Raw genomic sequence first — 16,345 nt, forward strand, 5'->3', positions numbered from 1 at the left:
TATGTTTGACAAAATAAAAATATTTTCTCCAGCTACTGTGGCCAATGTAGGCTGTGGGTACGATGTACTCGGCTTTGCATTAGATGGTATTGGGGAGGAAATGGAAGTTTCGAAAAGAAATGATGGAAAGCTTGTGATTGACGAGATCATTGGCTTCGATCTACCCAAAGATCCGTTGGTGAATACTGCTACTGTGGCTGCTCAAGCCTTGCTTGATGCCGCAGGGAGTAAGCAGGGTTTTTCATTTACAATCAAGAAAACCATTAATCCAGGTAGTGGCATGGGAACTAGCGCTTCAAGCTCTGCTGGCGGAGTCTTCGCATTGAATGAATTATTGGGTCGTCCATTCACACCCTCACAGCTAGTGGAATTCGCCATGGAAGGAGAAAAGGCCGTGTCAAAAAAGGCACATGCTGATAACGTGGCGCCCAATTTACTTGGTGGGTTCACCCTAGTGAGGAGCTATGATCCATTGGATATATTGACTTTGCCAGTGCCAGAAGAATTGTACGTGACTGTGGTGCATCCACAGGTAGAGGTAAAAACGACTGACGCCAAGAAGATTCTGAAAAAGCAAGTTGACCTGTCAGTGGCAGTTCAGCAGTGGGGCAATGTTGGGGGGTTAGTCTCGGGACTGTATGAGTCAGATTATGATTTAATTGGTCGATCCATGGTAGATGTGATTGTAGAGCCTATTAGGAAGATTTTAATTCCGCTCTATGATGATGTGAAAGCCAAGGCATTAGAAGAAGGTGCACTGGGTTGTAGTATTGCAGGGTCTGGGCCTTCAATTTTTGCGTTTAGCAAAGGCGAAGAAACGGCTTTGAAAATCAAAAACATGATGCAAGTCAAGTATGACGAGGTTGGCATTTTAGCCTACACCTACATGTCCAAGATTGGAAAGGAAGGCGTAAGAATCATTTAATGTCATGTTGTATATCACACAGCTCATTTATATCAAACCTGGCAAGGAAAAGGTTTTCCACGAGTTTGAGAACCATGCAATTCCATTGATGGAAAAATACACGGGAAAATTGGTTCAACGTCTGAGGCCAGATGATGCTGCGTATGTAGCTGGAGAAGAACAAAAACCTTATGAAATTCATATAGTGAGTTTTGAATCAGAAGAAAAATTGCAAGAATTTTTTCAGGATGAAACTCGTTTGCAATTCAAACATCTCAAAGATGATTCAGTCAAATCAATCTTGATGTTTAGAGGAGAGAAAATGTAAGTATCAGATAGCCCAGCAATGTAAAATCTTGATCATTGAATTTAAAATTTTGAATCAGAAGTGAAATATTATAGCACGAACAAACAGGTACCAGAAGTAAGTTTTGAGAAGGCCATTTTTCAGGGATTGCCAGACGATAATGGCTTATATATGCCAAAAAAGATCAAGCAATTGCCATCCGAATTTTTCAAAAATATTCATGATATGCCCTTGCATGACATCGCTTTTGAAGTGGCAAAATGTTTTATTGAAGATGAGATTCCTGAAAAGGAGCTAAGAAAAATAGTAGCGGAAACGTTGAATTTTGAATTGCCATTGGTAGAGGTAGAAGATCAAGTATACGCTTTGGAATTGTACCATGGGCCTACCTGTGCATTCAAGGATGTAGGCGCTAGATTTCTAGCCAGATGTTTGAGCTATTTTTCTCGTCAGAGTCATAAGAAAGCTACGATTTTGGTAGCTACTTCAGGAGATACTGGCAGTGCAGTGGCCAGTGGCTTTTTGGGTATGAAAAACATCAACGTGGTGATTCTTTACCCAAAAGGTAAGATTAGCAAGATTCAAGAGCAGCAACTCACGACACTTGGCGAAAATATCACAGCTTGTGAAATAGAAGGTACTTTTGATGATTGTCAGAAGATGGTCAAAGATGCTTTTCTTAATCTTGAGCTAAAAGAAAAGTACAATCTGACCTCTGCCAATTCTATCAATATGGCGCGTCTGGTACCACAGTCGTTTTACTACTTCTGGACTTATGCTATGCTGGGAGAAGAAAATGATCTAGTGATCTCTGTCCCTAGTGGTAATTATGGAAATCTAACGGCTGGGCTGTTAGCAAAAAAAATGGGTTTGCCAATCAAACAATTCATCGCATCTGCGAATGCCAACGACATTGTGCCCGCTTATCTGAAGTCTGGAAATTTTGAGCCTAGAAGATCCATAGAGACTATTTCCAATGCCATGGATGTAGGAAATCCAAGCAACTTCTATCGAATGAATGATTTGTTTGGAGCAGATGTAGAAGTCTTCAGGAAGGAATTGGTCGGTTGCACATATTCAGATGAGGAAACCAGCAAAACAATTAGGCAAGTGTATGGAGATACTGGCTACTTGTTAGATCCACATGGAGCTGTTGGGTATTTGGGTCTAAAAGCATATTTGAAAGACCATGACGCTGTGGGTGTTTTCTTAGAAACAGCCCATCCAGCCAAGTTTTTGGATGTAGTGGAGCCAATCATCAATGAGAAAGTGGAAATTCCTCAAAGACTACAAGATTATATTGATAGAAAAAAAGTGGCTATTGAGATGCAGGCTGATTTAGGGCAGTTGGAAGAGGTGCTGAAAACACTGTAGCCTTATTTAAAAGTATCACGTCATTCCGAACCTCGCTTCACTCGTGATGACGGACTTATTTACTTTTAAATTTGATCAATTAAGTCAATTCAAGCATTCCCCCTTCTCATATTCAGTAATACTAGCACATTCGGCCATGCACGAATTTCCGTAGGTGATGCCATTGCATCCGCAAACTGGGTCATAATTTGTGCTACAGGTGCAGTTTGCTTTTAATTTTTCAATGCATTCCTTTTCATCTTCAGAACAAGAGGCCAGGCTAATGAATAGGATTAATAGGAATAGTTTCATACTTCGATTTTATTTATCAAGACTTATTTAGTTCTTGATAACTAGACACTGAAAGTATGGAAAAGGATGGACTGGAAGCAAAGAGGATGAAATGATTCCATGCTTATAGCTCGTGAAGGTCTACAGACCAATATATTCAACTAAGCTTTTGCAACAAAATAAGCGGGTTGTCCTTCATACACCTCTTGCTTACCTAATTGTTTGAGCATGTGGAAATGGCTGGCAACTGCATCTCCAAAAGTGTCTACTGCATAGTACGGCAGCCCATATTCTTTCGTGGTTTGCTGCACAATAGGCGCAATGGCAGGATAATGCACATGGCAAATGTCTGGAAAAAGATGGTGCTCCACCTGATAATTCAAACCTCCTACAAGCCAGCTCAAAATTTTATCATTCATACCATAGTTGCAAGTTGTCAATAGCTGATGGGCAGACCAGCTGTGGTCTACCTCTTCACCTTCTATTTCATAGAAAGCTGCAGAAGGCACCACATGAGCCGTCTGGAAAATCATAGCCAACATAATCCCTGTAACGCCACTAGACACTAAAATCATTACCAAAGTAATCCAAGCTGGTATTGGAATCACAAGCATGGGTACGGCTACAAAGAAGATATAGTAAAAGAATTTTCGTGCGATAATAGCAGCTAGTTCTTTTCTGAATTCTGCTCCAGGCTTGATCAATCGCATTTTTTTATAGTCAAATGCTTTCAGAAAGTCTTTGGTCGTCAGCCATTCTAAAAGTGGTACGCAGTAGAAAATTGGTGCATAGAGATGTTGAAATCTATGAAACCACATTTTTGGTTGATTATTCGAAAATCGAAATACAAAACGAGGCAAAATATCTTCGTCCGTGTGTTCTATATTGGTGTAGGTATGGTGAATGACATTATGCTGGATCTTCCAGATTAGAGAATCCACACCAATAATCATGGCAGATAAACCCATCCAGAAGTTCACTTTTTTACTATTGGAATAAGAACCATGTAAGGAATCATGCATCACGGCTGTTCCGATAAATGCTTTGCCAAGTCCCATCACTACCCATAGAGCCATAAGAATGGGCAAGCTAGTGATCCCAGAAAAAATCAGAACGAAAAAGGGAGCAAGATACCAGGTGAATAGACAAATGGATTTGATGACCATGGTCGAGTTTGCATCTCTGTTTAGGTTATTCTCTTGAAAATAGGCATTGACCCTAGAACGCAAAGTGGCGGTAAATTCTTGATCCTGTTTTTTGGAGAATTTATATCTGATCATAGCTGCTTATTTTTCTCAATTGTGGTGTAAAAACCTTGCCTTTTTTTGAAACTTCGATTTTTTTCTTCCGTAGTCAATCCGCAAATTTAATGAGAATAAGGGGACATACCTAATTTGCAAGGTCTGCCAGGCCTCTTGAGTCAGTAGCAGCCATTCAGATACTAATCAGCATCTTCTTTTTTCTGGCCATTGATCAAGTCCACTTGAAGGGTGAGAATAAAAGCAGTACCAACACCTATCTTACTTCTGACATCAATATGGCCACGATGTGTTTTGACAATATCTGTAGTGATAGATAAACCTAAACCTGTGCCTTTTCCAGATTCCTTAGTCGTGTATAGGGGTTCGAATATTTTCTTTTTAACATCTTCCGACATTCCACTGCCACTATCCTGAACAATGGCACGAACATATTTATTGTCAATATTTTGGAGGATAATTTTTATCCAGCCTTCGCCCTCTATGGCATCAGATGCATTGCCAATCAGGTTGATGAAAATCTGATTCAGCTGACCAGGAAAACAATCTATGGATGGCATGTTCTCACCATATTCTTTTATAATTTGAATTCTGCCTTTGTATTTAGACTTTGAGATCAATAAGGCTGATTCAATGATTTCACTGAGTTGAGATTTTTTAAATTTCTTTTCGTCCTTTCTGGAGAAGATACGAAGACCATCTACTATTTCGGTAATTCTAGTAGCACCAAAGGTCACATCTCCAAGTAAGTCAGCTGTGTCTTTTTTGAGTACAGATACACTTTGATTTTCAGCTTTGTGAATGTTGTAGTTGCTTTTGATCTCATCAATGTCATTGAGTTGAATGATTTGCTCAAAAGTGGTTAAAGAATCAAAGGCTTCCGAAATATTCTCTTCTAATATTTGAAGTCCATTGCTTACAAAACTGATTGGGTTGTTTACCTCGTGCGCAATTCCAGCCGTGAGCATCCCCAACGCTGACATTTTCTCAGCTTGAATCAAATTGGCCTGAGTCCGTTTGAGTTCATTATGAGCCTTATGCAGCTTGGCATTCTTTTCCATAATTGTACCATTGCTGATCTCAAGTTCTACATTCCGCTGATGGATGGTTGCCTGCTGAGTCTTAAGCAATTTGTTCAGCTTTCTGATTCTTACGTATTCCACACCCAGTATGATGGCAATGAGTAAAAATGCTCCACCTACTATAATGTAAATCTGCTGACGCTTTTCACTGATCTCTGCTTGCTGTAGTAGTATCAGTTTTTCCTCTTCTGCTACTTTTAGTTCCAGTTGATGTCTCAATAGGCTTTCTTTATATCTGAGGATTTCTGCCTGACGTTCAGTACTTTCAAATTCGTGCTGCGCCACCATCAAATCCTGATGAATATATTCTGCTTCCAGAGCAGTATGCCCAAGATTTCTGTCGCCAACAAGTGCTTCATGCTCCAATAATTTCAGCCTGTTGATTTCGTCACTCAGGATTTCCTTACGCTTGTTCTTATCAGCTTCTTCTTTGATGAGTTGCTGTTCTGTTATGATTGCCCTGGACGTTTTTTCCAACTCTCTTGCCAGTAGTTCGGCTTCTTCAAGATCATCAGGGTGATAGCTGGTTTCTGCTGGTAGCTGTCTTTTCAGTGATTCGAATCTATTCCTGTATTGGTTCGATTGATCTGAATTGCCAAGTGCATCATAGGCTTGGGAGAGCAATTGGTAGGTTTGAGAGAGTATTTTGTTTCCTGCGGCCCCTCGTCGACCTATGTCCTCAGCTTTCTTCAACGACTCTTGCGCTAATGGATTGTCGCTATTGGCTAGGTACAAAGCAGCCATTCTGTTATAAGCATTCGCTGCCATCTGCTCACTTCCACCTTCTGTTTCTATTAGAGATAGATAGGACTTGCCTATTTCAATGCCTTTTTTTGTTTCTTTAGATTTTTGGTAAACTTCCAGTAAGCCATCATGAGCGATCAGTTTGAAATACGCCAAATTATCCTCAGTGGCCAATGCCAGCAGTTTTTGGTAAGAAGAAAGCGCTTTGTCAAGATTGTTGCCTGTCAAGTGGTTGAGGCTAGCTGCGGCTTTCACTTCTATCATTCCCAGTTCATAATCAATTTGGTTAAACTGATCATAAGCCAATTCATAGGTTTCATTGGCCTTGTTGAATGCTCCCATATGAGAGTAGATGTTGGCAAGTGATAGGTAGCCGTTTGCCGAAACACTATAGTTGTTTACCTTTTCGGCTTCCATGCTCATTTCCAAAAAAATGTGAATGGCTTTCTGAAAATCATTTTGGGTCAAATAAATTTCGCCCACAAGATTTTTGGCTTCCCAGGACTTCTGTACATTATTAATGCTTTCAGCCAGTTCTAGTGCTGACTGAGCTTGATTTAATGCATTAGACAGATTATAGCGATTGATGCTATTTTTTGCACCTGAGAGTAAATTGTCTATTCTTTGTTTGTCTTGCTTACTTCCATTTTGAGCAAGACTTGCTGTTCCCACTGATAGGAGTACCAAAAACAGAAGGAGAGAATATCTTGATTTGGAAAGCAATAATTTCATAGAAGGTTAAATAAGTAGAATATTTGATTTGTACAAAAATCAGTTACATCAGACTATTCTGTTCAAACTAAGCTACAGAAATCATCCAATTCGCCAAAAAAAATATGTGAAAAGAATAGAATATTCGTCTATTGGGAATGAACAGCTCTAAAAGTGACGATAATCGCTGTGTTTATTCTCAAATCTTGATAGTTTCGTCGAGTTGTTGAATATTGATTTGGAAATCGTCAAAAACATTACTGATCTATCAAACAAGAACACCTTTGAGAAGGTGTTTAGAACCTATTATCAACAATTGGCGGCTTTTGCCTACCAGTATGTGGAGAGTCACGAAACGGCAGAGGAAATTGTTCAGGATGTATTTACAAATGTTTGGACAAAATCTGATCAGATCGAAATCAGAACTGCTGTAAAATCATACCTCTATGGTGCTGTTCGAAATGCCTGTCTAAATTTCATTAAGCACAAAAAAATAGAACGTCGATACGAAGAACAGGAACTGCTGAAAGCGGATGGCTACGAAACTGATTTTCTAGAGCTAGATGAACTACAAAAAGAGATAGATGCGGCACTAGATCAATTGCCAGAAAAGTGTCGCCAAATCTTTGAAATGAGCCGATTTGAAGAAAAAAAATATAAAGAAATAGCTGAAGAACTCGGGCTGTCTATCAAGACCGTAGAGAATCAAATGGGTAGAGCCTTGAAAGTAATGCGAACGGCTTTGAGTAGATATCTACCAAGCTTTATCTTTTGGATAATTTCAGCACTTCAAAAAAACTTGTGGGGGTAAAATGAGAGGTAGTTGTCCACATTATAGCAGAAAATGAGTGAGAAAAACAGACATAGCGTTTCAGAACAATTATTGTTCAGATATTTCGCAAATGAGGTGAGCCCTGATGAGCAAGAAACGGTATTGTCCTGGAAATCTGAAAATGAAGAAAACCTACAAGAATTTGAGCGGATCAATCTGCTATTTCTTGACCTAAAGGCCGTCAATAGCATTGGAAAGAGTGGGAAAGCGTATGATGTGAATGGTGCCTGGCAGAAAATAGTACAATTAAGAAAGATCGGCAGTAATGAAACCAGATCAACACGCGGATGGTGGAAAATGGCAGCAGCTGTCTTAGTGCTGATAGGTACGGGATGGTTTACTTATGTTTCCCGTCAGGTAGAAACTTTGGAATTGGTCGCTCTGGACGCTCAACAATCCGTGCAGTTGGCTGATGGGTCCCAGGTTTCTTTGAATGAAGGAAGTAGCTTGACCTACCCAGATAAATTTAATGGAGACAAAAGAAAAGTTGAACTGAAGGGGGAGGCCTATTTTGAAGTGGCTCATAATCCTAAGCAGCCATTTTTGATTCAAACCGATGAAGTGCTGGTACAAGTGTTGGGAACGACTTTCAATGTGAACAATGCAAATGCTGATAGCATTATTGTTACTGTAGATACAGGAAAGGTGCTTATGACTGTAGGCGCGAATAAAGAAACATTACTAGCTGGATATACGGGGGTGTATTACAGAAGCAGTCAACTTTTGGTGAAGATCAAATCTGAACGTACGGGCATGCACAACTACTGGCGTACCAAAACACTCTCATTTAATGGTGCTACCGTAGCACAGGCTGTCAGTGCCATAGAGAGTATTTATAAGGTGAAGGTCAATCTTTCAAATCCTGATATAGCTAACTGTAAAATCAATGTTGATTTTGAAGATGAAAAAATTGAGCATGTACTTGAGATCATGGGTGAAACACTCAATCTGGTTTGGTCGAATCAAGGCGAATCCTATCTGTTAGCTGGTTATGGATGTCCTCAATAAGCTGAGACTGGTCTTACTCCTGTTCATTTGCTGGAATACGCTTAGTGCACAGGAGCTATCTAAGCAACTTATCACTATCGAATTTGAGCATGTTACGTTGAATGAGGCGTTGATCCAAATCAATGCATTGGATCAGGTAAGGCTCTCCTATAACCCTGATCATATCTCAAAAGAGAAATGGATTGACGAGTCTTTTGAAAACAAATCTTTGGATGCCATCCTAAAAACCTTACTTGGTTCGGAATTCGAGATCAAATACAGGGGTAGTTATATCATCATTCAGCCCAAAAAGGAAGAAGTAAAAAAAAAGCACCCGATTAAGCTATCAGGACAAGTAACTGATGCGGAAACGGGAGAAGTAATCAAGGACGTAACTATTTATGAAGTCAATAAACTGGATGCAACTTTAACGAATGATCGCGGGCAGTTTGATTTAGTTGTCCAAGCCAAAACGGAATATTTGACTTTTGCAGTAAGTAGAGAACACTATCAGGATACGATTATTCAAGTGCGTGATGCCTCGGAAATGTCCGTATCTCTGAAACCTGAAAAGAAAGAAAAAACTTCAATTGTCGACCGCTTCGAAATAGAAACAAAAAAGTTGGTTCAATTTTTTGCACCAAAGGAATCCAGAAAAAACGCCAGAAATGTAAAAATGGACGAGGAACGATTTTTTCAATTTTCATTGGTGCCTATGATTGGTACCAATGGAAAACTGAGTGGCCAGGTCACCAATAAGCTTTCTGTGAATTTATTGGCAGGTTATGCTCACGGCGTCAAAGGAGTTGAATTGGGTGGATTCTACAACATTGACCGTAGAGGAATGACAGGTTTGCAAATGGGTGGATTTGGCAACGCTGTAGGAGAAGAATCACATGGCGTTCAACTTGCAGGGTTTCTCAATACCACAAAAGGTTATACAAATGGTGTACAGGCAGCCGGGTTTCTCAACGTGGTCACAGATGATGTCAAAGGTGTTCAAGCGGCTGGATTTGTAAATATCTCCAAGAAAGTAGAAGGTGTACAGGCTGCAGGCTATGTTAATTTGGCGACGCAGGAGCTCAGAGGAGTACAAGCCTCTGGCTTTGTCAATTTGGCTAAAAGCATCAATGGCACACAAGCCACTGGATTCGTCAATGTAACCAAGAAAGTGGAAGGAGTTCAAATAGCTGGTTTTTTGAATGTGACCAAAAAGCTAAAAGGGGTTCAACTCGGAATTGTAAATATTGCTGACACAGTAGAAAGAGGCGTTCCCATAGGTTTGTTCAGCTTTGTGAAAAGTGGCTTGCACCAATTTGGTGTAGAACATAATGAATTCATGCCTTATCAGGTTTCTTTCAGATCTGGCCTGCACCAGTTCTATAGTGTCCTGTCAGTAAGTATAGACCCATCAAAGGATAATCTTTGGAGCTATGGTTTAGGGTTTGGCTCACAGTTTAGTTTAAAGAAAAAATGGTATGGGAACCTTGAGCTTGTAGCGCACAGCATTCAAAATCCCCAACGTGATCAAGAGGAAGATGATTTCAATTTGCTCAATAGATTAAATCTGAATGTTGGCTATCAAATGGGCAAACATCTTTCCATCAATGCTGGGCCTTCACTAAATCTATACCTTACCAAGGTGTATGATCCTGTGACTGACACTTATGGTGACTTGGACCAATCTGGTTTTTATGAGTCCACCTCTGACGACCTGCATCTTTCTGCTTGGGTGGGATATGCAGTTTCCTTGAGGTTTTAAAATATTGCGTGAGGTACCCCTGGGTTACTTATTCTATAATAACCCCAGCCATCTCCAAGTGCTCCCAGTACTCAGGGTAAGATTTTACTACCACTTCTGGCTCATGAATGATGCAATCAAACTTCATGGCCAATGGTGCCAAAGCCATTGCCATTCTGTGATCGTCATAGGTATCGAATTCAATAACTTCAGTTACATCCAATTTTTTTGGGGAAGTGAGTATCCAAAGTCCATCTGCATGTTCTTCCAGTTTCGCACCTATTTTTGAAAGCTCTGTCGCCATAGCAGCCGTTCGATCAGACTCTTTGATTCTGAGACTTTCCAGTCCAGACATCTCCAGATCTACACCCAATGCAGCTGCACAAGCCATGACGGTTTGCGCCAAATCTGGACAAGACTTGAAGTCAATGACCAATTTCTGCTTGATTTCGGTTTTACTCAAAGTGACCGTTTCGTTATCAAAAGTTGATTGAACTCCTAGCCCTTCCATAATTGAAGCAATGGCATGATCACCTTGATTGGAGATTGATCGCAAACCCTGAAGTTTGATTTGTGCGTCATCTGCTAGGGCAAATAGGCTGTACCAATAACTGGCACCAGACCAGTCAGATTCTATAGTATAGCTATTGGATTGGTAATCTTGAGACGCCACGGTAATCTGGCTGCCCTCAAATTTCCCTGAAACGCCAAAGTGTTTCATCAGGTTCAGCGTCATTTCAATATAAGGACGACTATAAATCTCTCCTTCAAGCGTAATGGTCAGCCCCTTGGGAAGCGTAGGTGCAATCATCAGTAAGGCAGAAATATATTGACTGCTGATATTGCCTGGTATTGTCAGTTGGCTAGTTTTTTGAGTTGTAAATGGTTTGAACAAAAGTGGTGGGAAACCTTCTTCATTTTCATAAGTTATTTCCGCCCCTAAGTCATTGAGTGCATCTACCAAAAGTTTGATTGGTCTCTTGCACATACGAGGAGTCCCAGTAATACGTCTTTCTTTTTTGCCAACGGCCAAATAGGCAGTCATAAACCTCATCACAGTACCGGCATCCAGCACATCTAGAGTGTACGCTTCCGCTGCCAGTAATTTAGTCATGGTATCTGTGTCTCTTGCCGATGAAAGGTTCTTGAGTTCAGAATTACCACCTCCCAGTTCATTTAGAAGTAAAGCACGATTGCTCTCACTTTTTGATGAGGTCAAGGGAACATTGAGGGATAATGTTGTTGTAGGTCTGCTTAATTTGATCGATCCACTCATGTTCTTGAATTGAATTTTTTTGAAGTTGCAATATTAAAGTCTAGGCAGGAAAATGAAGTCATTAGACAGGATTTTAATTTGAATAGTGTCTTACTTGCCTTTGACTTGATTGAGGATTAGCAATAGATTTTCCCCTAAACCACAGACTTAAACAAGTCTATTGTTGATCTCAATTTAGTAAATCTATTGTTCGATTTATACGTTAAATAAATCGAATAAAAACTTGAGGGCTGACACCCCAAAAGTTGTTTTATATATAGGTCAGAGAATAATACAATGAAGCAAACAAACAAAAAAAGAAAAGGAATTTTGGGTAAACTGGTTGCGGGGGCAACCGCAGGAGCCACCGTTGGGTTGGCGACTTATTTATACCTCAAAAACGACAAAGTGGAGACCCATAAAAAGGTTGAAGATTTGATCGTGGCTGAAGATTCCAAAGCTGACCTTTTTGTCTAAGAGGCAAAAAGGTCAGTTCCATTATTTATAACACCCGGATTACCCCAATTGTTGATTGAAATAGAACAAACTATCCAGCATGTCTGGTGTAGCTATTGGAATATTCACTTTACAGGCACCCATGCCAGTCAGTAGACTAAACTGAACGGCACCCCCTTCATTTTTCTTGTCCTGAAGTGTCAGGCCAATGATTTCATCAAACAGGGATTTGTCAATCTTCACTGGATGGTAAATGCCTATCAGGTATGCAACAATTTCATCCAATTCTTCAATAGAAAGTCCCGTGAACTTATGAGAAAGATAAGCTTCGCAAATCATCCCTACTGCTATGGCTTCACCATGAAGCAATCTTTGATCTCCTTTGTCCAGAAAATAAGATTCTACCGCGTGACCTATGGTATGTCCAAAATTTAAAATCTTCCGTAAACCAGATTCGAATGGATCTGCTTTCACCACTTCCTTTTTGATGTCAATGGATCGGCTGACCAGTTCAGACCAGTTGGCATCATCTAAATCAATGGTCTTCACTTTCTGCCAATAGGACTTGTCATAAATCAACCCATGTTTGATCACTTCAGCAAATCCAGAACGAAGTTCCCTTTGGGGTAAAGTAGCATAGAAACAAGTGTCGATCAAAACATTTTGAGGCTCAGCAAAGAGGCCAATGTGATTTTTGAATCCATGGAAATCCACACCTAGCTTACCACCTACACTTGCATCCACTTGGGATAATAGAGTGGTCGGGATATTCAGAAAGTCCATGCCTCGTTTATAGGTACTGGCCACAAATCCCCCCATATCACCAATGACACCTCCTCCAAGATTGATAACCAACCCTTTGCGGTCAAAACCTGCATCAGTGAGAGCCATCCAAAGTTGCTCACAGGTGCCCAAGTGTTTGTTTTCTTCTCCACTATCAATTCTGAGGAGATAATGCTCAGGCAGGCCATCCAAAATCACTGGTAGGCAATGCTCTTCTGTGTTTTCGTCACAAATTACAGCGATTTGGCTATATTTTTTGCCGTCAAGGAAATTACGTATGCTTTGGGTAATGTCGTTCGTGATTTCTGTGCGGTGATTTTCCATGAGTTTAGCTTGTAAGCGGCAAATGTAGTCGGGTCGCTTTTAAATTCCTTTTAAATGCTTGTCAAAAACGGACGCAGTTATTCAATAGCAGCTCATCCAAAGGTTAAAAGCTTTGGATGATTCCAGCTTCTGGAAGCTGCTAAAACCTAATCATGAAGATTGCTACGTATTGGCAGGAATACACTCAGAGTTACTCGTAGAGAACTCTGAGTAATTCGTCTAGGCCTCAGAGTCCTTAGTAATGCAATTTTATCATTGTTTGTCATTTCGTAGCGCAGCGGAGAAATCTCATTAGTGTATGGCAGAATGATAAGATTTCTCCTCTCTGGTAGAAATGAAGAAATCAGATAGATCAATGAAACTGCTAGGCTTAAAAGGTCTTCCGAGTCACAAACGACTCATACACGTTTCCTTACTTTTTTCGCTAGCTTTGCAAAATGGCAGTGAAGCACGAACTAAAGAACTGGCTTCCAATCACTAAGAAGGAACTGGAAGCACATGGATGGGATGAATTGGATGTAATTATTATATCTGGAGATGCCTACGTGGATCACCCTGCTTTTGGAGGTGCTGTCATTGGTCGAATTATTGAGTCTGCTGGCTATCGTGTGGGTATCATACCCCAGCCCAACTGGCAAGATGATCTTCGCGATTTCAAGAAATTTGGTAAACCTAGGTTGTTTTTTGGCGTGACTTCAGGATGTATGGATTCCATGGTGAATCATTATACAGCTAACAAAAGAAAGCGCTCGAATGATGCCTATACCCCAGGTGGAGATGCAGGATTCAGACCTGACTATGCGACCATTACCTATACCAAAATATTAAAAGAGCTCTATCCAGATGTGCCAGTAGTTGTGGGTGGAGTGGAAGCTAGTCTACGAAGAGTGACCCATTACGACTATTGGTCAGATCAATTAATGCCCTCTATTTTGATTGATAGTGGAGCAGATTTGTTGGTGTATGGCATGGGAGAACAACCACTTAGGGAAATCATGAGTTTGTTGGGCAAAGGTGTGCCGTTTCATCAACTCACAAATATTCCACAGACTAGCTATAAAGCGCCAAGAAATGAAGAGGTAGCAAAACACAAAGACTGGAAAGATATTGTCCTGAATACTCACGAGAAGTGTTTGAGAGATAAGAAATCCTATGCTTCTAATTTCAAGTTTGTAGAACAGGAATCTAATAGGCTTCAAGCAGATAGAATTATTCAAGCTGCTGGTGATTTTAATGTGGTGATTAACCCGCCATACTACACCATGACAGAGCAAGAGATCGATCAGTCATTTGATTTGCCATACACTCGATTGCCGCATCCTAAATACAATAAGCGAGGACCCATTCCAGCTTATGAAATGATCAAATTCTCCATCAATATGCACCGTGGTTGTTTTGGTGGCTGTAGTTTTTGTACCATATCTGCGCATCAAGGAAAGTTTATCGCAAGTCGTAGTCAGGAGTCGATTATGAAGGAGGTAGATCAAGTAACAAGCATGCCTGATTTTAAAGGATATATCTCCGATCTTGGTGGCCCATCAGCCAATATGTATGGATTGAAGGGAAAGGTGCAAGAAATTTGTGATCGCTGTGTGAGTCCTTCTTGTATTCATCCAGTGATCTGTAGCAATTTGGATACTGATCACAGTCAGATGACTGATATTTATCGCAAGGTGGACAAACACCCAAAGGTGAAAAAAGCTTTTGTAGGTAGTGGCATCAGATATGATCTGCTTACCAAGAGCTATAACAAAGATGCGAATGACAGCATTGATGAATACATGGAGCAGCTGATCACTAGGCATGTGTCTGGTAGATTGAAAGTGGCTCCTGAACATACAGCTGATGATACATTGAAAATCATGAGAAAGCCTTCTTTTAAGCATTTCCATGAATTCAAAAAGAAATACGATCAAATCAACGAAAAGCATCAGCTCAATCAGCAGTTGATTCCTTATTTTATATCTAGTCACCCAGGATGCAAAGAGGAGGACATGGCCAATTTAGCTGCTGAAACCAAGGATATGGGATTCAGATTGGAACAGGTGCAGGATTTTACACCTACTCCTATGACTGTTGCCACAGTGATCTATTATTCTGGTTTTCATCCATACACCATGCAGAAGCTGTTTACGCCTAAGTCAGAAAAGGAAAAACGCAATCAGCACATGTTCTTCTTTTGGCACAAGAATGAATATCGTCAACGAATCAAAGACAAATTGCAAAGCAAGGGTCGTGAAGATCTAATAGAAAGGCTCTTGTTTAGCAAACCTGAAAAAAAACAGTTTGCGCAAAAAGAAGAAGGAAAGAGTAAAGTCTTTGGTAAAAAGAAATCCTTCTCAGGAAAGCGATCAGGGAAGAGCAGAAGGAAATAAAAAAGGCTCTCAATTCATCGAGAGCCTTTTCTTTAATTTTCAGAAAATCTTAGTAAAGATAATCCAAAGCAGTTTTGTCATTGTTAGAGAATGGAGTGTCTCCACCTGAACAAGAAAGCATCCAAGATCCATTTTCAGGACCTGTTGGAGTACCTGGGATATGGTTTGCGCCAATGCCAGCTGAACCTTCGTTAGCGTAATCTCCACCACAGCTGAAGCTTCTGTCCATATAATCAGTGTGTCTAAAACCAATACAGTGACCCATTTCGTGAGCGATAGTAGTTGCCAAGGCGTCTACATCATCAAAGGTGTCATAGTAATAAGTATTCAAGTTGATTTTGTTGTAAGGTTTTCCTCTTCTGGTTGGGAAACCAGCAGACCCTAAAGTGATGTAGCCTCCACTTGGACCTTCGTAGAAAGCCACAATACTGATGTCAGCTTTTACTTTTCTTTTTCCGTTGCCAGTCACTCTGGTAAACTGAAGATCAAGGTTTTCTGCATTGTATCTGGCAATAGCGATGTCAGTAGCTTGAACATAGAAATTAGAGAAGTTTGGATCAACGTAAACCTTTATTGACCTTGGAAGCCCAGTCACTAGGTTGTTGGTAGAGTAGTGTTCTTCTTCAATGCCAGGAACGATTTCTCGTGCTGACATTTCATTTGCAAGGTACTCTTCAGTCAAGAAGATGTCGCCTTCTACTATGTAGCCAGCCTCACCAGATGGATCAGTAAATTTGTGGGCGTTTTCTACATTGAATCCTAAGGCTTCAATTTTAGCCAAGGTGTTAGATGGAACAGCTTGTGATGCTTCTACAGAAGCTTTTTCACAAGATGTGAAAACAGTGGTAACTGCCATGGCAGCTACTAAAGATAATGAAGCGAATTGTTTCATTTTTGTTATAGAGTTTAGTTTAAATAATTAGTTAATCCAGTAATATATA

Annotated in this window: 14 protein-coding genes; 8 read left to right on the top strand and 6 right to left on the bottom strand. The window is 40.3% G+C overall.

Going from position 1 to position 16,345, the window contains the following annotated elements:
• Position 1 precedes the first annotated feature (1 nt).
• The 3 genes from B9A58_RS15025 to thrC are packed head-to-tail and all read left to right on the top strand — an operon-like array spanning position 2 to position 2,585.
• Positions 2–925, top strand: coding sequence for a homoserine kinase (locus tag B9A58_RS15025; RefSeq protein ID WP_084373690.1), 924 nt, complete (start codon positions 2–4; stop codon positions 923–925).
• A gap of 4 nt (positions 926–929) precedes the next feature.
• Positions 930–1,232: a putative antibiotic biosynthesis monooxygenase gene (locus tag B9A58_RS15030; protein ID WP_084373691.1), complete on the top strand. Its 303-nt coding sequence runs from the start codon at positions 930–932 to the stop codon at positions 1,230–1,232.
• A gap of 60 nt (positions 1,233–1,292) precedes the next feature.
• A complete protein-coding gene (gene thrC, locus B9A58_RS15035) occupies positions 1,293–2,585 on the top strand; it encodes a threonine synthase (RefSeq protein WP_084373692.1) in 1,293 nt (430 codons plus the stop codon).
• Between the two features lie 84 nt (positions 2,586–2,669).
• Here the strand turns inward: thrC and B9A58_RS15040 are convergent, their stop codons facing one another.
• From B9A58_RS15040 to B9A58_RS15050, 3 genes are all read right to left on the bottom strand, one after another.
• Positions 2,670–2,876, bottom strand: a complete 207-nt coding sequence (locus B9A58_RS15040) for a Kazal-type serine protease inhibitor domain-containing protein (protein WP_084373693.1) — start codon at positions 2,874–2,876, stop codon at positions 2,670–2,672.
• A gap of 140 nt (positions 2,877–3,016) precedes the next feature.
• On the bottom strand, positions 3,017–4,135 hold the full coding sequence (locus B9A58_RS15045; protein WP_084373694.1) for a fatty acid desaturase family protein: 1,119 nt from the start codon (positions 4,133–4,135) through the stop codon (positions 3,017–3,019).
• A 161-nt stretch (positions 4,136–4,296) separates the two neighbouring features.
• Positions 4,297–6,672 carry an ATP-binding protein gene (locus B9A58_RS15050; RefSeq protein WP_084373695.1) on the bottom strand — a complete coding sequence of 792 codons (2,376 nt, stop codon included), beginning with the start codon at positions 6,670–6,672 and terminating at the stop codon, positions 4,297–4,299.
• A gap of 217 nt (positions 6,673–6,889) precedes the next feature.
• Here B9A58_RS15050 and B9A58_RS15055 point away from each other — a divergent pair, with 217 nt between their 5' ends.
• From B9A58_RS15055 to B9A58_RS15065, 3 genes are read left to right on the top strand one after another with little or no spacing between them, the layout of a single operon-like run.
• Positions 6,890–7,462 (top strand): RNA polymerase sigma-70 factor, encoded by a 573-nt coding sequence (locus B9A58_RS15055; protein ID WP_245827092.1) that lies wholly within the window; start codon positions 6,890–6,892, stop codon positions 7,460–7,462.
• A 33-nt stretch (positions 7,463–7,495) separates the two neighbouring features.
• Positions 7,496–8,491: a FecR family protein gene (locus tag B9A58_RS15060; protein WP_084373697.1), complete on the top strand. Its 996-nt coding sequence runs from the start codon at positions 7,496–7,498 to the stop codon at positions 8,489–8,491.
• A complete protein-coding gene (locus B9A58_RS15065; protein ID WP_084373698.1) occupies positions 8,475–10,232 on the top strand; it encodes a peptidase associated/transthyretin-like domain-containing protein in 1,758 nt (585 codons plus the stop codon). The genes B9A58_RS15060 and B9A58_RS15065 overlap by 17 nt, the downstream gene beginning before the upstream one ends.
• A 28-nt stretch (positions 10,233–10,260) precedes the next feature.
• Here B9A58_RS15065 and B9A58_RS15070 read toward each other — a convergent pair whose 3' ends face one another.
• Complete coding sequence (locus tag B9A58_RS15070) at positions 10,261–11,487, bottom strand: 3-phosphoshikimate 1-carboxyvinyltransferase (RefSeq protein ID WP_084373699.1); 1,227 nt, start codon at positions 11,485–11,487, stop codon at positions 10,261–10,263.
• Between the two features lie 276 nt (positions 11,488–11,763).
• On the opposite strand from B9A58_RS15070, the gene B9A58_RS15075 reads away from it, so the two are divergent.
• On the top strand, positions 11,764–11,943 hold the full coding sequence (locus tag B9A58_RS15075) for a hypothetical protein (RefSeq protein ID WP_084373700.1): 180 nt from the start codon (positions 11,764–11,766) through the stop codon (positions 11,941–11,943).
• Between the two features lie 39 nt (positions 11,944–11,982).
• On the opposite strand, the gene aroB is transcribed toward B9A58_RS15075, so the two are convergent.
• Entirely contained in the window at positions 11,983–13,029 is a 1,047-nt protein-coding gene (gene aroB, locus B9A58_RS15080) for a 3-dehydroquinate synthase (protein WP_084373701.1), read from the bottom strand.
• Positions 13,030–13,466: 437 nt separating this feature from the next.
• On the opposite strand from aroB, the gene B9A58_RS15085 reads away from it, so the two are divergent.
• Positions 13,467–15,404 carry a YgiQ family radical SAM protein gene (locus B9A58_RS15085; protein ID WP_084373702.1) on the top strand — a complete coding sequence of 646 codons (1,938 nt, stop codon included), beginning with the start codon at positions 13,467–13,469 and terminating at the stop codon, positions 15,402–15,404.
• Positions 15,405–15,453: 49 nt separating this feature from the next.
• Here the strand turns inward: B9A58_RS15085 and B9A58_RS15090 are convergent, their stop codons facing one another.
• Positions 15,454–16,296 (bottom strand): M57 family metalloprotease, encoded by an 843-nt coding sequence (locus B9A58_RS15090; protein WP_084373703.1) that lies wholly within the window; start codon positions 16,294–16,296, stop codon positions 15,454–15,456.
• Positions 16,297–16,345: the final 49 nt, after the last annotated feature.

The organism is Reichenbachiella faecimaris (genome assembly GCF_900176375.1).
Lineage (GTDB): Bacteria > Bacteroidota > Bacteroidia > Cytophagales > Cyclobacteriaceae > Reichenbachiella > Reichenbachiella faecimaris.